Source organism: Dysgonomonas sp. HDW5A (genome assembly GCF_011299555.1).
In the GTDB taxonomy this organism is placed as follows: domain Bacteria; phylum Bacteroidota; class Bacteroidia; order Bacteroidales; family Dysgonomonadaceae; genus Dysgonomonas_A.
In genome coordinates, this window is sequence record NZ_CP049857.1 from 1,131,957 (window position 1) to 1,145,552 (window position 13,596).

At 35.0% G+C, this 13,596-nt stretch carries 15 protein-coding genes and 1 pseudogene; 6 read left to right on the top strand and 10 right to left on the bottom strand.

The genetic code is table 11. From position 1 onward, the window contains the following. Positions 1-183: 183 nt before the first annotated feature. Complete coding sequence (locus G7050_RS04715) at positions 184-1,368, bottom strand: MFS transporter (RefSeq protein WP_166111926.1); 1,185 nt, start codon at positions 1,366-1,368, stop codon at positions 184-186. A gap of 85 nt (positions 1,369-1,453) precedes the next feature. On the opposite strand from G7050_RS04715, the gene G7050_RS04720 reads away from it, so the two are divergent. Next, entirely contained in the window at positions 1,454-1,873 is a 420-nt protein-coding gene (locus G7050_RS04720; protein ID WP_166111929.1) for a helix-turn-helix domain-containing protein, read from the top strand. A gap of 80 nt (positions 1,874-1,953) precedes the next feature. Here G7050_RS04720 and G7050_RS04725 read toward each other — a convergent pair whose 3' ends face one another. The 3 genes from G7050_RS04725 to G7050_RS04735 form a co-directional block, all read right to left on the bottom strand. Next, entirely contained in the window at positions 1,954-2,625 is a 672-nt protein-coding gene (locus tag G7050_RS04725; RefSeq protein WP_166111932.1) for a class I SAM-dependent methyltransferase, read from the bottom strand. A gap of 316 nt (positions 2,626-2,941) precedes the next feature. Further along, a complete protein-coding gene (locus G7050_RS04730; RefSeq protein WP_221412823.1) occupies positions 2,942-3,490 on the bottom strand; it encodes a carboxymuconolactone decarboxylase family protein in 549 nt (182 codons plus the stop codon). Between the two features lie 69 nt (positions 3,491-3,559). After that, positions 3,560-4,135 carry a Crp/Fnr family transcriptional regulator gene (locus tag G7050_RS04735; protein WP_166111935.1) on the bottom strand — a complete coding sequence of 192 codons (576 nt, stop codon included), beginning with the start codon at positions 4,133-4,135 and terminating at the stop codon, positions 3,560-3,562. A gap of 313 nt (positions 4,136-4,448) precedes the next feature. Between G7050_RS04735 and G7050_RS04740 the strand changes: the two genes are divergently transcribed. From G7050_RS04740 to G7050_RS04760, 5 genes are all read left to right on the top strand, one after another. Further along, on the top strand, positions 4,449-4,835 hold the full coding sequence (locus tag G7050_RS04740; RefSeq protein WP_166111938.1) for a Crp/Fnr family transcriptional regulator: 387 nt from the start codon (positions 4,449-4,451) through the stop codon (positions 4,833-4,835). Then, the gene (locus G7050_RS04745; protein ID WP_255499258.1) at positions 4,801-5,211 is read left to right on the top strand and encodes a HEPN domain-containing protein; all 411 of its coding nucleotides are present in this window, start codon (positions 4,801-4,803) and stop codon (positions 5,209-5,211) included. Before G7050_RS04740 ends, G7050_RS04745 begins: the two co-directional genes overlap by 35 nt. 424 nt (positions 5,212-5,635) lie before the next feature. Then, positions 5,636-7,159 (top strand): IS21 family transposase, encoded by a 1,524-nt coding sequence (gene istA, locus G7050_RS04750; RefSeq protein WP_255499085.1) that lies wholly within the window; start codon positions 5,636-5,638, stop codon positions 7,157-7,159. A gap of 35 nt (positions 7,160-7,194) precedes the next feature. Next, positions 7,195-7,941, top strand: coding sequence for an IS21-like element helper ATPase IstB (gene istB / locus G7050_RS04755; RefSeq protein ID WP_166111946.1), 747 nt, complete (start codon positions 7,195-7,197; stop codon positions 7,939-7,941). Between the two features lie 232 nt (positions 7,942-8,173). Further along, positions 8,174-9,004: a hypothetical protein gene (locus G7050_RS04760; RefSeq protein ID WP_166111949.1), complete on the top strand. Its 831-nt coding sequence runs from the start codon at positions 8,174-8,176 to the stop codon at positions 9,002-9,004. A 60-nt stretch (positions 9,005-9,064) separates the two neighbouring features. Here G7050_RS04760 and G7050_RS04765 read toward each other — a convergent pair whose 3' ends face one another. The 6 genes and pseudogenes from G7050_RS04765 to G7050_RS04790 all read right to left on the bottom strand — a co-directional run bounded on the left by G7050_RS04765 (position 9,065) and on the right by G7050_RS04790 (position 13,467). Next, a complete protein-coding gene (locus G7050_RS04765; protein ID WP_166111952.1) occupies positions 9,065-9,823 on the bottom strand; it encodes a hypothetical protein in 759 nt (252 codons plus the stop codon). 10 nt (positions 9,824-9,833) lie between these two features. Then, complete coding sequence (locus G7050_RS04770) at positions 9,834-10,367, bottom strand: hypothetical protein (protein ID WP_166111954.1); 534 nt, start codon at positions 10,365-10,367, stop codon at positions 9,834-9,836. Between the two features lie 2 nt (positions 10,368-10,369). Next, positions 10,370-10,891 (bottom strand): annotated as a pseudogene (locus tag G7050_RS04775) (type II toxin-antitoxin system death-on-curing family toxin); the annotation flags it as partial. A gap of 50 nt (positions 10,892-10,941) precedes the next feature. Continuing rightward, positions 10,942-11,400: a hypothetical protein gene (locus tag G7050_RS04780; RefSeq protein ID WP_166111957.1), complete on the bottom strand. Its 459-nt coding sequence runs from the start codon at positions 11,398-11,400 to the stop codon at positions 10,942-10,944. 37 nt (positions 11,401-11,437) lie between these two features. Next, positions 11,438-12,538, bottom strand: coding sequence for a site-specific integrase (locus G7050_RS04785; RefSeq protein ID WP_166111960.1), 1,101 nt, complete (start codon positions 12,536-12,538; stop codon positions 11,438-11,440). A 2-nt stretch (positions 12,539-12,540) separates the two neighbouring features. Continuing rightward, the gene (locus G7050_RS04790; protein ID WP_166111963.1) at positions 12,541-13,467 is read right to left on the bottom strand and encodes a helix-turn-helix domain-containing protein; all 927 of its coding nucleotides are present in this window, start codon (positions 13,465-13,467) and stop codon (positions 12,541-12,543) included. Positions 13,468-13,596: the final 129 nt, after the last annotated feature.

Genomic DNA, 13,596 nt, shown 5'->3' on the forward strand with positions numbered 1-13,596 from the left:
ACTTTCGCAGGTTTGGGATGCTTTTTTATTTATCTGCATGATGTACTGTTCGCTGTGGAAATGGGAAATTAATTCCGGCTTCATTGAACGATCTATATACATTCTAATTAACATCAAAATACACGTTCCTAAAGTCCCACTCCTTTTACCCAAAGCCGCACAACGATGTTTACAGAACTTGTATCAAGTTTTTACAGATTTGATCCAAGAGATTAAAGCCAAAAGACCAAAAACAAGACCTAGCATACAAACTCCCGTCCATCCATATTTCGAGAATACAAATGTTGAAGTTACCGAACCTATTGCACTCCCAATAGAGTAGAATATCATATACCCTGCTGTAATTCTGCCACTGGCTTCCGGGTCAATTTTCAAGATTATGCTCTGATTTGTTACGTGGACAGCTTGTAGCCCCATATCAAAAATAATGATTCCAAAAATCAGGAATAGTAATGATTGATAAATAAATGCGGTAAATATCCACGATATAATCATAAGTATGAGAGCAATAAGCGATGTCCATTTGGCATAACCTCTGTCAGCCAAACTACCGGCTTTAGAAGCTCCGATAACACCCATTACACCGGCTAGTCCGAATAGACCAATAGTCATATGGGAAAAAGAAAATGGAGCTTGGCTTAGTGGTAAAACCATAGGAGTCCACAAGACTTGTCCTGCGGCAAATATAAATAGACCTACAAACGATCTCATTGTCAGTAGCCGATGTCTCCTGAACAAAGTAAACATCGATAATAGCAATTTGGGATAAGATAAAGCGGCCCTTTTGTTTCGATTAGGCGGCGGCAAGACTAGAAAAAAGGTAAGACCCAGAATCAATGACAGTATTGCGGAGAAGAGATACACAGATCTCCATCCCGTAAATTGAGTCAATGTACCCGCAACAGTTCTCGCCAATAAAAGACCGACAACGACTCCGCTCGTTACAGCTCCCACTACCTGTCCCCGACTCTGGTGATCAGACATGCTTGCTGCGTAAGCTACCATGCTTTGTGTTACAACAGCCATGGTTCCGACTAAAAACATTCCAGCCAGAAGAACAATAAAAGATGAAGCAAGGCTCACTACCATCAAAAATAATGCTAATAATATGAATTGATAAATAATCAACTTCCGGCTATCAGCCAAATCACCCAGAGGCACCAGCAAAAATAAACCTAAGCCATAACCTATTTGTGAAATTGTTACTACAATTCCGAGTTTTGCTTCATTTATGTTGAATGTTTCTCCTATAATATCCAGCAAAGGCTGAGCATAGTAGACGTTAGCAACTGAAAATCCACAGCCTACAGCCAATAATAATATAATGCCCGAGGATAAAATAGTTGTTTCTAATTTTATATTTTCCATAATTTACAAGTACTTTTGTTTTGCAAGTACAATGTAAGCAATAACTTGTTAATTGCAAGTGCAATATTCATTAAAACAATGAGCTATGGGTAAAATAAATAAAAGATCAAATTGTCCAATCGGTATTTCGTTAGACTTAATTGGAGACAGATGGACATTATTAATAGTAAGGGATATAATTATAAGAGGAAAACGATCTTATGGAGAGTTCCTTAAATCGGATGAAAATATTTCAACCAATATTCTAGCCAGTAGGTTACAATTCTTAGAAGTTAACAATCTGGTCACTAAAAAAATAGCTGCAGATAACAAATCAAAATTTATTTATTCGCCTACCGATAAGATGATTGCCTTATTTCCCACACTGTGTGAGTTAATGCTTTGGGGTAACAAATACGACTCCGATTCTTACACAGAGCCGTCCAATTTATTGCAAGAGTTGAAAGACGACAAGAAAAAGGTAATAGAAAAATACATACTATTAGCTCAGAAAAGTAAACAATAACATAAGATTGACAAAAGTATTATTGAAAGCTTTCTCAGGTAGGAATATCTCATTTGTTTTCTCTGATTCAGAATTTGTTTTTAATAAATGAACTTGTTACATTTTATCGCTGTTACAATAAAAAAAGGACGCTCCACTCTTTGTCCATCTTTGCTGATGGCATCTTCGGCTAATAAGATTGATTGGACATTACAAAAGCCTGATTTATTAAGAAATAACTCAATATCTTCTATCTCGTAAAAAACAAATCCTTTTTTGGTAAATGGTAACATTTCCCCAAAAGATTTACTGATAAAGGTGATAGCGATTTTCCCTCCATCCTGTAAGACACGATATATCTCATCAATATATTTCTGAGGATTATCCCAAAAGTAAAGAGTATTAACAGAAAAGCAATAATCAAAGGATGAATCGGTAAAGCATAAAATATCTGATTCAGTTATATGTTTAAAAGCAACCTTACCTAATTTCACTAATTCATAGTTATTCAAAGTAGCCTCATCTACCATAGCCTTAGAAATATCAATCCCCTCATACATTAACAGACACTCTTTTTCAAAGATATAAGATAAATGCATTCCATTACCAAATCCTATTTCCAATACTTTAGTGTTAGGTAGAATTTCTAAAATATCTATTGTTTTAAATATCATATTGCTATTTGACTGAAACATACTTTCGCCTACTTGACGTGCTTCTGCTCCAACAGGGCATCGGAGTTGTTTATACAAATCTTCGTTATCATATTTCATTTTAGTCTTACATTTCGGTAGATTTCCAGATTTCGATTTATACTCAAAAAAGAATCGAATAACTACTCCATCTTTGTATTGTTATTATTACTTATAAAATTATCTGAAGATTCAGAGTACCGCAATACCTAATAATGGGGATTTTAGGATGAATTCTAATTACTTATAGCTATCTGTATAGGCTTGCAAGTTTTTTTTTCTATATCTTTGTGCATTAAAAGTCCATTACTTAAATATGGACAGTTGATTTAGAAACCCTATTTCTGACAACTAAAATAGGGTTCTCAATTTATCTTTTATAATCTTTTACTATTGTTTAGAGAGTGCAATCATCTTCCATATGGGTCGCTACACCAATTCTGTTCCAGACATTGATTACAATAATAGCCGTCATTATTTGTGCTACATAGTTTTCTGAAAACAGAGCCATAGCTTTATTATATGTTTCATCGGAAAGCCCATTGTAGATAAGTGTTATTTCTTCAGTCATCTGCAGTATAACCAGTTCCTCTTCGGAATAAAAATGAGGAACGGTTTTCCATAATGGAAGCATATAAATTCTTGCTTCGGATTCTCCAGACTTCAAGGCTTCTTGGGAATGATTATTCAAGCAGTATCCACAGTTATTCAATTGTGATGCCCTGATTTTAATCAGCTCTTTGTGGGTTGTAGATAAATCACTTTCTTCCAGATATTTTTCAAATCTGCTCATGATACCATATACTTTAGGCTCTACATCTTTAATCCTTATTCTCATTTCTTTTTGATTTAAATTATTACGGTCTGATTTATTTGTAATTTCCTCTGCATAAACAACAGAAATTACTAATAGAGAAAGACTTAAAATTATTACTCTCTTCATCATCTTAAATTCTTATTTATTAAATAATAAAGCAAAGCTATGAGTAAAAGAATACAAGAATCTTAATCCAGTTTAAGAAATGATGCGTTTGCGAATTACGCTCAAATATTCGGGAGTGAAGTTGAGATAAGAGGCAATCATGTAGTCAGGAATACGCTCTATAAATTCGGGAAAGTTTTCTGAAAAGTGTAAGTATGCCTCCTCTTTAGTAAACTCGAAATTATATCTGATTTTCGTTAGAAAGGCTGTTCGTTCTCTTTCCAGTATCTGTCTAAAATACGTCTCAAAATTGTGAATTCGATTGTATAGTTCTAACTCTTTTGCTCTTGTTAAGGAGAGAATCTCACTGCTTTCTACAGCATCAATATAGAGGGTAGAGGGTAATTTCCGTTCCAGGCTTTCGTAGTCTGCTATCCACCAGTTTTCGATTGCAAATTGCAATATCTGTTCTATTCCTTTATCATTAATAAAATAGGAACGGAGACAACCTTTAGAGACAAAATATTTAGAAGTGGCTACCTTACCTGTTTGATGTAGTATTTCTTTCTTTTCAAGTCTAATAGGTTCGAAACTATCTGTTAGAATATCAATCTCTGATTGGCTGAGTGTTACAAATCTATTGATATGAGAAATAAAACTATTTATCATAAAGCATATATTTTCAGAAAGATATGCATTTTTATATTTTCTCAATGATTTGTTTCTCTATATTTTCTAATTTACGAAAAAGAACTTCTATCACTCTTATACCTAATAGTTAAATAAATAATTATTTATTTACCAACCCAAAGTGGATAATTCAAATATTATTAAAGCACAAAAGAGAAAAGAAACTTTTGATTAAGAAAAGGATAATAATTGACAACTCAAAAGAAAAACATATTGACCCTTAGTCATATTTAGACTACCTTACGCATAAATTTTATTGAAGAGTAAAAGATTATCGAATTGACTATTAATCATGAAAAAAGAAAATCTGCTTAATTTATTACGAACAGAATTTTTAGAAAGTATAGACAACTATTCGGAAATAAAAAGTTTCGCGAAAGGAGACTTTCTTTTTCGGCAGGAAAATATATGCAAAAATTTATTTTGGATAAAAAAGGGCATTTGCCGAAGATACTATTTACACAATGGAAAAGAAATTACTACTGAATTTTTATTTGCAGACGATTTCATTGTTTCGTCAAAAAGTTTTGTGCTTTCCAAACCCACCGATGAGTTTGCTGAAACCTTGACCAATATTGAAGCCTTGGTTATCAGTCAGGACAATTTCAACAAACTGAAAACCGAATACCCTGAGCTTGCCAATATTGATTACAAAAAAATATCGGAAAGAAGAGTCTAATTTGATTGATGTTTTGAAAGAATACAATGTTGTTGTGCATCGTCCCGATGATGTCATTCCGCAAGTCGGTGAGCCTTTGGGTTTGGAACGTTTGGTTTTTACATTGGAGAATCCTAAACAACATAATCTCACCAAACTTTTAAATTCGGTAAAGAAATATTCTAACGAGTTTATCAAAGTCTTTCCACAGGACACTCCCGAAGAAAAACGGTTATTCGAACTTATAAAAGCTGCTTATGTGAATGGTCGTTACGATCCTGATTTTGTAGTTACAAAAGAGGATATTGATGCACTCGTTCCGAAAGTGGAGTTATTGAGGGATATAACAAAGAGGATTTGTGAGGAGAAGATAGGGGAGTATGGGGAAAGGGAGTGAGAGATAATACCTGCAACTTAGAGTATTTTCCTTTAACGGAAAAGGGTGATTTGTCCCGATGTGTTTTATTTATAGAGTAATATTTTTCTTTGAAATTTTTTATTAACTTTAAAACGAAAATAGAATAAAAACAGACTAACTTAACATCAAAATGAAGCTAAAATATCTCTTATTTGTGATTATGTGGAAAAAACGGATAAAATGACCCCTTAAAAACGGAGGAAAGTGAGCAGCGAAAAACGGGTGAAATTGACCACCCTAAAACGCTTGAAAATGACCCCTTAAAGCCAGAGGAAAGTGACCCCTGTGATTGTGTTCTTAAAATAGTTTTAAAGTTCTTGTTATTGATGGGCTTTGATTTAGTTAGTTTGATGTTCAGACTAACTAAAAGCGATCTAATATTATGCCCAACAAATTTATAACAATGACCAAATTAAGAACGATTATCCGTTTGTATGAGGACCATATGGGTCTTAAAACTATTGCCGTAATGGCTCGCACCTCCCGCAATACTGTTAAGAAGTATATCCATAAATGGAACTCTTTAAAGATTAGTTTTGATGATTTTGTGTCTAAGAGTGATACGGAACTTCACGCGTTATTTTGTATTACAGATGCTCCCGGTATGCCTAACCCACGTCGGGATACACTGGAGTCTCTTCTTCCGAGCATCAGTAAGGACCTTGGTCGTAAAGGGATGACTACGATGCAGCAATGGCAAAAGTATATCAAAGAACACCCCGATGGGTATGGCTTAACTCAGTTTCGCATCTCAGTTCAACGTTATCGAATGATTAATAACCCCTCTATGCGTATGGAACATAAAGCAGGGGATAAAATGTTTGTAGATTATACAGGAGATAAGCTTTGGATTTATCCTCATGGTGAATCCCCTCGTGAGGTGGATGTATTTGTGGCAATCTTGGGTTGTAGCTTGTTGACTTATGTGGAAGCAGTATCAGGGCAGAGCAAAGAAGATTTTATCTCTGCCTGTGAGAACAGTTTTTATTTTTATGGAGGTGTTCCTCAAGCTGTTGTTCCTGACAATCTAAAAGCTGCTGTAACCAAAGCTTCTCGCCATGAATCTATCTTGAATGAAGAGTTTGAGCGTTTTGCTGAACATTATGGAGTCACAGTGTTCCCCGCTCGTGTTCGTAAACCCCGAGACAAAGCTCCTGTGGAGAATGCCGTTAAACTAACCTATAAGGATATTTACACTCGCACCAGTCATCTTCATTGCCCTGATCTAAAGAGTTTAAATGCAGCTATCCTGTCTGCTTTAGACCTGCATAACAATAATCTGTTGACTAATCGGAACTACTCTCGTCGTTCCTATTTTGAAGAGATTGAAAAAGAATCCTTAGGACCATTGAATCCAATCCGCTATCAGATTAAAAAACACGCGATGGCTACCGTAGGTAAAGATGGTTATATCCGCTTGAGTGAGGATATCCATTATTACAGTGTACCTCACACGTATATCGGTAAAAGGCTTAAGCTCTCTTACTCAGCGGATGATGTGCATATCTTTGACGGCTATAGCCTTGTGGCATCTCATACCCGCAGTCGTTTGCAGTTTAAGCATACCACCAATACAGATCATCTGCATCCCAAACATAAAGCCGTATTGGAATGGTCCCCTGAAGTATTTATCAAAGAAGCAGCCGACATCCATGAGGATGTGGAGCGTTACATCCGTAAAGTGATGGAAAAGAAACGCTATGTGGATCAGGCTAACAAGAGTTGTTCGGGTATCCTTTTATTGGCCAGGAAGGTCGGAGCGGCTCGTTTGACGGCAGCCTGCCGATTGGCTGAGAGTTATGACAGATACAGTTATAACGAGATCCAGGATATCCTTAAAACTAAATCTGAGTTTGTAGAAGTACCTGAAGAAACAGTGGATATACCCGAACATGAAAATATCAGAGGCAAAGATTATTATAAATAGACAAACAAATTAATTATTAAAAAACAATGAACAACATGAACAATCAAACATTAGAGAAACTGCGTCAGATGCGTTTCTTAGGGATGCACGATGCTTTTAAAACTTCTTTAGAGAACACTTTAAAAGAGCAGATGACACAAGATCAATTTATCTTCCATTTGGTATCCAGTGAATGGGATAATCGTCGCAATCGTGCCATCAAAAGAGCAACCAAGCTGGCAGCGTTTCGGTACACTGCTTTCTTGGAAGAGATTGATTATAGCTTCGAAAGAGGCTTGGATCGTAATCAGGTAGAACGCTTGGCGGGCTTGGATTTTATCAAAGACAACAAGAATATCTTTATTACAGGACCCACCGGGACAGGAAAAAGCTATCTGGCTACTGCACTAGGAAACAAAGCCTGCCAAGATGGATATAAGGTCTTTTATGCCAATACCGCTAAATTGATGAGCAGCTTAAAGATAGCCAAAGTAAAAGGGACTATACTAAATGAATTTAAACGTATCGAAAGGGTGGATCTTCTAATCCTTGATGATTTTGCAATGCAAGCCTTTGACTCTCAGTCCAGAGGTATAATGATGGATATTATAGAGGATCGGCATCAGAAAAAATCAACAATGATAACCTCACAAGTACCTGTTAAAGATTGGTATGATGCCATAGGAGAAAAAACTGTAGCAGATGCCATACTCGATCGCCTGGTACATGACTCACTAAGAGTAGAATTAATTGGAGAATCAATCAGAAAAAGAAAATCGAAGAATGAAAATAGCTATCTATAATTAAAACAGTAGTAGGTCCTATCTAAATATAGAGACTTATTACTAAGTTTGTAAAAACTTAAGTGGACCTAAAAACAGGAAAACTAAGAAAAGAAAGAAAAGTTTAACTCGGGCAAAATCTGCAACTTCAAGACCCTGAAACCGACGATAACTTTTGACTGTTTTGAACACATAACTTTAGGGGGGCACTTTCCTCCGTTTTTAAGGGGTCTATTTTACCGTTTTTTCCATTATGTCTCTTTTGTGGTTATTCCCATCATGTAGTGATGAAGATACAAAAATAAACCCTGAAGATAAAATACCCGAACTTATCCGGAAAGATATTAATTCTCGTTTTACAAAAGCCGAGATAAAATACTATTCGTTCGACTCTAACGATTTATTATATATTAATTTAATTGACGAAAACAATAATTCTGCTGAGTTACGCTATAAAAATAATGAATTTGACGCTGAACATAGAAGAATACCCGATTTGAAAGATTTACCTCTAGTGGTACAAACAACTTTTAATAGTCTATCAATACAGGGCATAAGCGATTTGAAGATATATAAGACACGACGGTCTTATTTAAAGCACGATTTATATACTTTTTGTTTTCTGCAAACGACAAACAAAGTGATAAATTTGCAATATAGTATCTTTATTAATGAAGATGGAATGGTATTATACACAATCAATCATACAACAAACGATAATGTAATGCTTTTTCCTAATTATCTAACAGAATTTGATTATGTCCAAAAAAACTACAAACAAGCTGATGTACGCTGTCAGTTAAATACTTCGGGATATTATACCTTGATTATTAAACATGATGGCTATACAAAATTTGTCGCATTCGATAGAAACAATAGTACTAATGTTGTTTTTTGGAAAGAAACTAGATACGAAGTTCCGCTCGATTATCCTATTCCTGAGAATGTTTTAGCTAAACTAAAAGACATAGATCCTGACTTTATTTATACTAGTGTGACTATAATTGAAACATCAGAGGGTAATGCGTACAGTTTTGTTGATAAAAGTAAAGAGAATCAACCGGGCTACATTATTAGTCAATAAAGTATAAGTTCTCTTGAATAAAGAAGAATCATTCAATAAGCTATCAGCACTAATAGGATATCATGCTAGTGCTGATAGCTTATAGTTTTTTTCTAGCTTAATCTTATATTTCCCCTGATTAAAAGTTAGTTTCTTTTTTATTGTTTGCATCTCTATATCTGCTAGCGAGTTCTTAAAAACGATTTTTAGAAAAACAGCGATATCTTCCTGCTTATTTCCTCTGACAAGTTGAAAACGATTCCAAATATTCCAACCAAAATGGAAAAGGTCGCCATTGCTCAATCCTTTTATTGTAACAGATTTAGGAACTATAACTTTCATCCCATTCATATAGTCAGTAACAGCCTGACAAATAATAGCTATATTTTCATCAGATGTATATGGAGCAAAGGTTTCTTGGGTGTATTGGATTGCTGTTTCAAGTAATTGTTCTTTTCGCTGTTGCTCTTCAAGGTTGTGCTTTTCTCTTATTACATCAAGTTCATTGATAAGAGGTGTTTCATTTTCGATAGGTTCTTCTAGCTCTGGCTCAATGGTGGGTTCGATATCTTCAACCGTATCAGATTCGGGTATTATATCCTGGTTTTCTATTACTTGCTGTTGTCTTTTGAATAGTGGAGGGATAACTTTCTGAATAACTTCAAGATAAGAAATAAAAAAGACTAGCCCGATTATAAATATAATAATGAATACAAGGTTTGCCCCGAAATCATCAAAACCTAACCCTATAAAGAGATAGCGAAATATCAATGCAGATGCAGCTATCCCCATGCTTCCGCATATGATAAGCAATATATTTTCAGGGTCTTTGTAATTCATTTTATCAAAATTAGATTTTTTGTAAACTCTTTCCTTTTGACATGGCTTGCAAGATATTTTTACGAGTAGCTCGTATAGCAGGGCATAGATCGCCTTCCATCATTTCGAGCATTGTTTTCAACTCTTGCATCAATTCAGGAATAGGGCGACATAATTCGTAAGCTATTTTCATACACAGAGACTGTACTCCGGGTAATTCTTTTACTGAGATCATTCGTTCTAAACAAAAATCCAGAAAATCAACTCGGGGTGGATTGGCTAGTGGTTGTTTATAAAGCAAGTTGAGTATCACTCTTCGTTTTCCTCCGTGCTTACAGGCTAATACTTCATCAATCAATTCGTCTTGCTTATTGTATAACCACTTATTGTCCTCTGACGAAAAGTGAGTGAGTATCCATGTTGCATGATACCCAATAGCTTCATCTTCGCCAATAACTAAATTATATAACTCTTGCTTTCGGCTATCGCTATCATGAGTCAGACGAAGTATCTCATGGATATCATTCATTCCGATACGCTCAGAAAGTTTTGCTTTGAAATACATTCTTAGTTATTCTTATTAATCAGATTAACAACAACTTTCACCATAATATCTTTTTCTTCTGTTCTACTTTCGGCAATCATAAGAGTAAGTGCTACAAGTGTATTGTTTTCGATAAGCCTAGTGTTGTCACTTCTATATAAAATACCGTTTTGCTCTAAGAACCATAGAAATAGAAATGCGGCAATCCGTTTATTTCCATCACTGAACGAATGATTCTTGGTAACCAAGTACAATAACATAGCTGCTTTCTCTTCTATACTCGGATATAACTCCTCTCCTCCAAAGGTTTGGTATATTGTACTAATCGAACTTTTGAATGATTGGTCTTTTTCGTTACCGAATAAGCCACCACTACCGAACTTATCTCGAAGTACATAGATTGCCTCCATCGCATTATTATAATCAGCTTTGAATGGCTCTTCTGTAGTAGTTCTTTCGATTTCAAGTTTTTGGTAATCGTATCTGTCTAAAGTATCAAGTGCATAAGTGTAATCTGTTATGATACGTAACAACCCAACTCTTTCATTCTCTGATAGACTATCGCCAATTTTTAGTTTTTCTTTATCCATCATGTTTAGTATTGTTCGTTTACATTCATTAAAATAACTTCAGGTTCACTTTCTGGAGTCAATATCACTTCTTTATTCAGGATTGTTGACAAATCAGTCATATATTTTAATACATGCTCATGGTCTTTAAGTGAATTAATTTCTCTTGGATCTATATCATTTTCAATTTCAGACTCAGAGAAAAAATGACAATTTATTTGAATTTTATCAATAAATATTTTTGCAGTAGAGCAAAGATCATGTTCCCTATCGAAATATTCTTTTATTACATCATAATTGATTTGATTCTCTTCTATTCCAGTTTTGCCATTATACCAATTGACTATATAATGCTGATTTACATACTTAACCCATTTTATCCAATCTTCTTTGTTGGTATTTAGAATATATAAATCTCTCCACGATCCATCCCAATAATAAATCTGATCTTTTAACTCATCCCATTTTTTATCTAAATTTCCCATAATCATAGTATTATGTATTTACGCCTTGAACGCAAAATTATTTCAAACTTATTTTATTAGCAGATTCTCTTTTCTTCGCATTCACCAAATCAGCGTATATCTGTGTTGTAGACACGTTTTTATGTGTTAGCATCTTGCTTACAGTATAGATATCAGTACCCAAAGCAACCTGCAAGGTAGCAAAAGTATGGCGAAAACAATGGAATGTGATGTGCTTTGTTATCCCTGCATTGGCTACCCAATCTTTCAGAGGTTGTTGTGTCATGGACTTTGTCAATCCCTTGAATACTTTACCTTTGCCTCTTTCGCCACATAGTTCCAATGCTTCATCACTAATGGGTAAAGTAGTTTCGGTTTCCGTCTTTTCGGTTCTTAGTCGCATACAATAACCACCATCGGAAGCAGGAAGTATTTCTTTCCAATCCAACTTTAGCACATCACTTATCCGTAAGCCTGTCATACACGAAAATATAGATGCCGATTTCAATATTGGGAAGTCGCAAGGTGTATTGGCTAATGCCTTTAATTCGTCTAAAGTCAGATATTCTTTCTTTACATCTGTGGTGTCGATTGAGTCCAGATATTCATTGAGATTCTCTCTGAAAAACTTTTCTCTATATGCTATTTTCAGTAAAGCTCTGAATGTAGAAAAATACCCTGACGCTGAATTTTGTGATATGCGAAGGTCTTTGTGCTTCAATTGTTTTGCATCCATCAGATAATCCCGAAAGCGGTTGCAGAGATCAACGTTTATATCTCCGAAGGTACATTTACCTTTGACAAAATTGGAAAAGTGCTGATAGACTTTCATCCATTTCTGGTCTTTCTTTTCGGCTTTCAGTTTGTAATAAGTGAGAAAGTCGGCTTTCTTTTTATTCTTATCCAGAAAACCATATTCCTCATTAATTATTGCCTGTACTCTCATGCTGCGGATGACTTCGGCTTTCATCAGCATTTCATTATTGTACTCCTTCTCAATTTCGTTGCGTGGTCGTCCATAAATATAGATGCCTAAATATTCCCTTCGTATCATCTTCATCGAATGAGGGTCACGAATGGCAGGGTAATAGTCGAGATACAGACTTTTTCTTCCTGCTGTAATATCACGCTGCCGAAGTGCTACTTTGCTTACTCCCATAGTTACAGTGTTATTTGAGGTTGAAACAATTTATCTAAGTCAGGCTTTGATATTTTTACATATCGTCCTTCTTTTACTTTAGGTATATTATGATACTTCACATAATGGTAGAGAGCATCACGAGTGAGGCTATACTTTTGCATGGCTTCTTCTGTGGTATAATATTCGGCTTCTTTGGGTTGCTCGTAACCTTTGGCTATGTCGAAGTCATTCTTTGAATACAGCACTTTGCGACCTTCTTTCTTTCGGGGAATATTCTGCTCAGATACAAAACTGTATATGGCTGCCGTTGAGAGATTATACTTCTCTTGAATCTCTTCTACTGAGTACCATTCTTTAATATCCTGACTTTCGTTAAAACCTTTCTTTTCAAAATATTTATCGATATGCTCTTTACTGAAATATGATTTACCTCTGATTAATGTTTTAGGTATATTGTTTTCTCGGGCAATCTTGTAGAGCCATGATTCTTTGATATTGAATTTATCTTTAATCTCGGCTACTGTATATAATTCGGTTAATGGTTTTGGCTCAACAGTAGGTCTGGCTTTAGATTCATATTCTTCTACATTATCAAACATTTCATCAATATCGGATCTACGGATAAATGTTTTGCCATTTGTTTGTACAGCTTTAAGAGTTCCATCGTGTAAATAGCGATAAATAGTAGTTCGACCAGCACTTAATAAAAATGCAGTTTCAGAAACAGAGAGATATTCTTTATCTTTTATTTTTTCATACTTATCACTTAGTTTTTCTATTTCCTGCATGGTAGAGTAGTTTATACCTACCATCTTGAACTGTCTCTTACCTTGCTTGTACGCTTTGGAGTTACATTTATGCGAACAATAACGTGTAGTCGTTTTTTGTGCTGTGAAAGTTTTCCCACAGCACTCGCATTTCTTTTTTATTTGCATTTTACTACTCATAATTTCTCCTTTATTTCTCCCTGTTTTTGTTCCATGATGTTTCACTGTGTTTCATGGAGTTCCAATCATGTATTATCTATGAACAAAAATTATGCCTATTTTGTATTTTGACAAAAACGGTACAACTGT

Coding starts and splice junctions, on each gene's coding strand:
- G7050_RS04765 (WP_166111952.1), bottom strand. CDS start 9,823: ATGAATTACAAAGACCCTGAAAATATATTGCTTATCATATGCGGAAGC.
- G7050_RS04760 (WP_166111949.1), top strand. CDS start 8,174: ATGTCTCTTTTGTGGTTATTCCCATCATGTAGTGATGAAGATACAAAA.
- istA (WP_255499085.1), top strand. CDS start 5,636: ATGACCAAATTAAGAACGATTATCCGTTTGTATGAGGACCATATGGGT.
- G7050_RS04790 (WP_166111963.1), bottom strand. CDS start 13,467: ATGAGTAGTAAAATGCAAATAAAAAAGAAATGCGAGTGCTGTGGGAAA.
- G7050_RS04715 (WP_166111926.1), bottom strand. CDS start 1,368: ATGGAAAATATAAAATTAGAAACAACTATTTTATCCTCGGGCATTATA.
- G7050_RS04785 (WP_166111960.1), bottom strand. CDS start 12,538: ATGGGAGTAAGCAAAGTAGCACTTCGGCAGCGTGATATTACAGCAGGA.
- istB (WP_166111946.1), top strand. CDS start 7,195: ATGAACAATCAAACATTAGAGAAACTGCGTCAGATGCGTTTCTTAGGG.
- G7050_RS04740 (WP_166111938.1), top strand. CDS start 4,449: ATGAAAAAAGAAAATCTGCTTAATTTATTACGAACAGAATTTTTAGAA.
- G7050_RS04720 (WP_166111929.1), top strand. CDS start 1,454: ATGGGTAAAATAAATAAAAGATCAAATTGTCCAATCGGTATTTCGTTA.
- G7050_RS04735 (WP_166111935.1), bottom strand. CDS start 4,135: ATGATAAATAGTTTTATTTCTCATATCAATAGATTTGTAACACTCAGC.
- G7050_RS04780 (WP_166111957.1), bottom strand. CDS start 11,400: ATGGGAAATTTAGATAAAAAATGGGATGAGTTAAAAGATCAGATTTAT.
- G7050_RS04770 (WP_166111954.1), bottom strand. CDS start 10,367: ATGTATTTCAAAGCAAAACTTTCTGAGCGTATCGGAATGAATGATATC.
- G7050_RS04730 (WP_221412823.1), bottom strand. CDS start 3,490: ATGATGAAGAGAGTAATAATTTTAAGTCTTTCTCTATTAGTAATTTCT.
- G7050_RS04725 (WP_166111932.1), bottom strand. CDS start 2,625: ATGAAATATGATAACGAAGATTTGTATAAACAACTCCGATGCCCTGTT.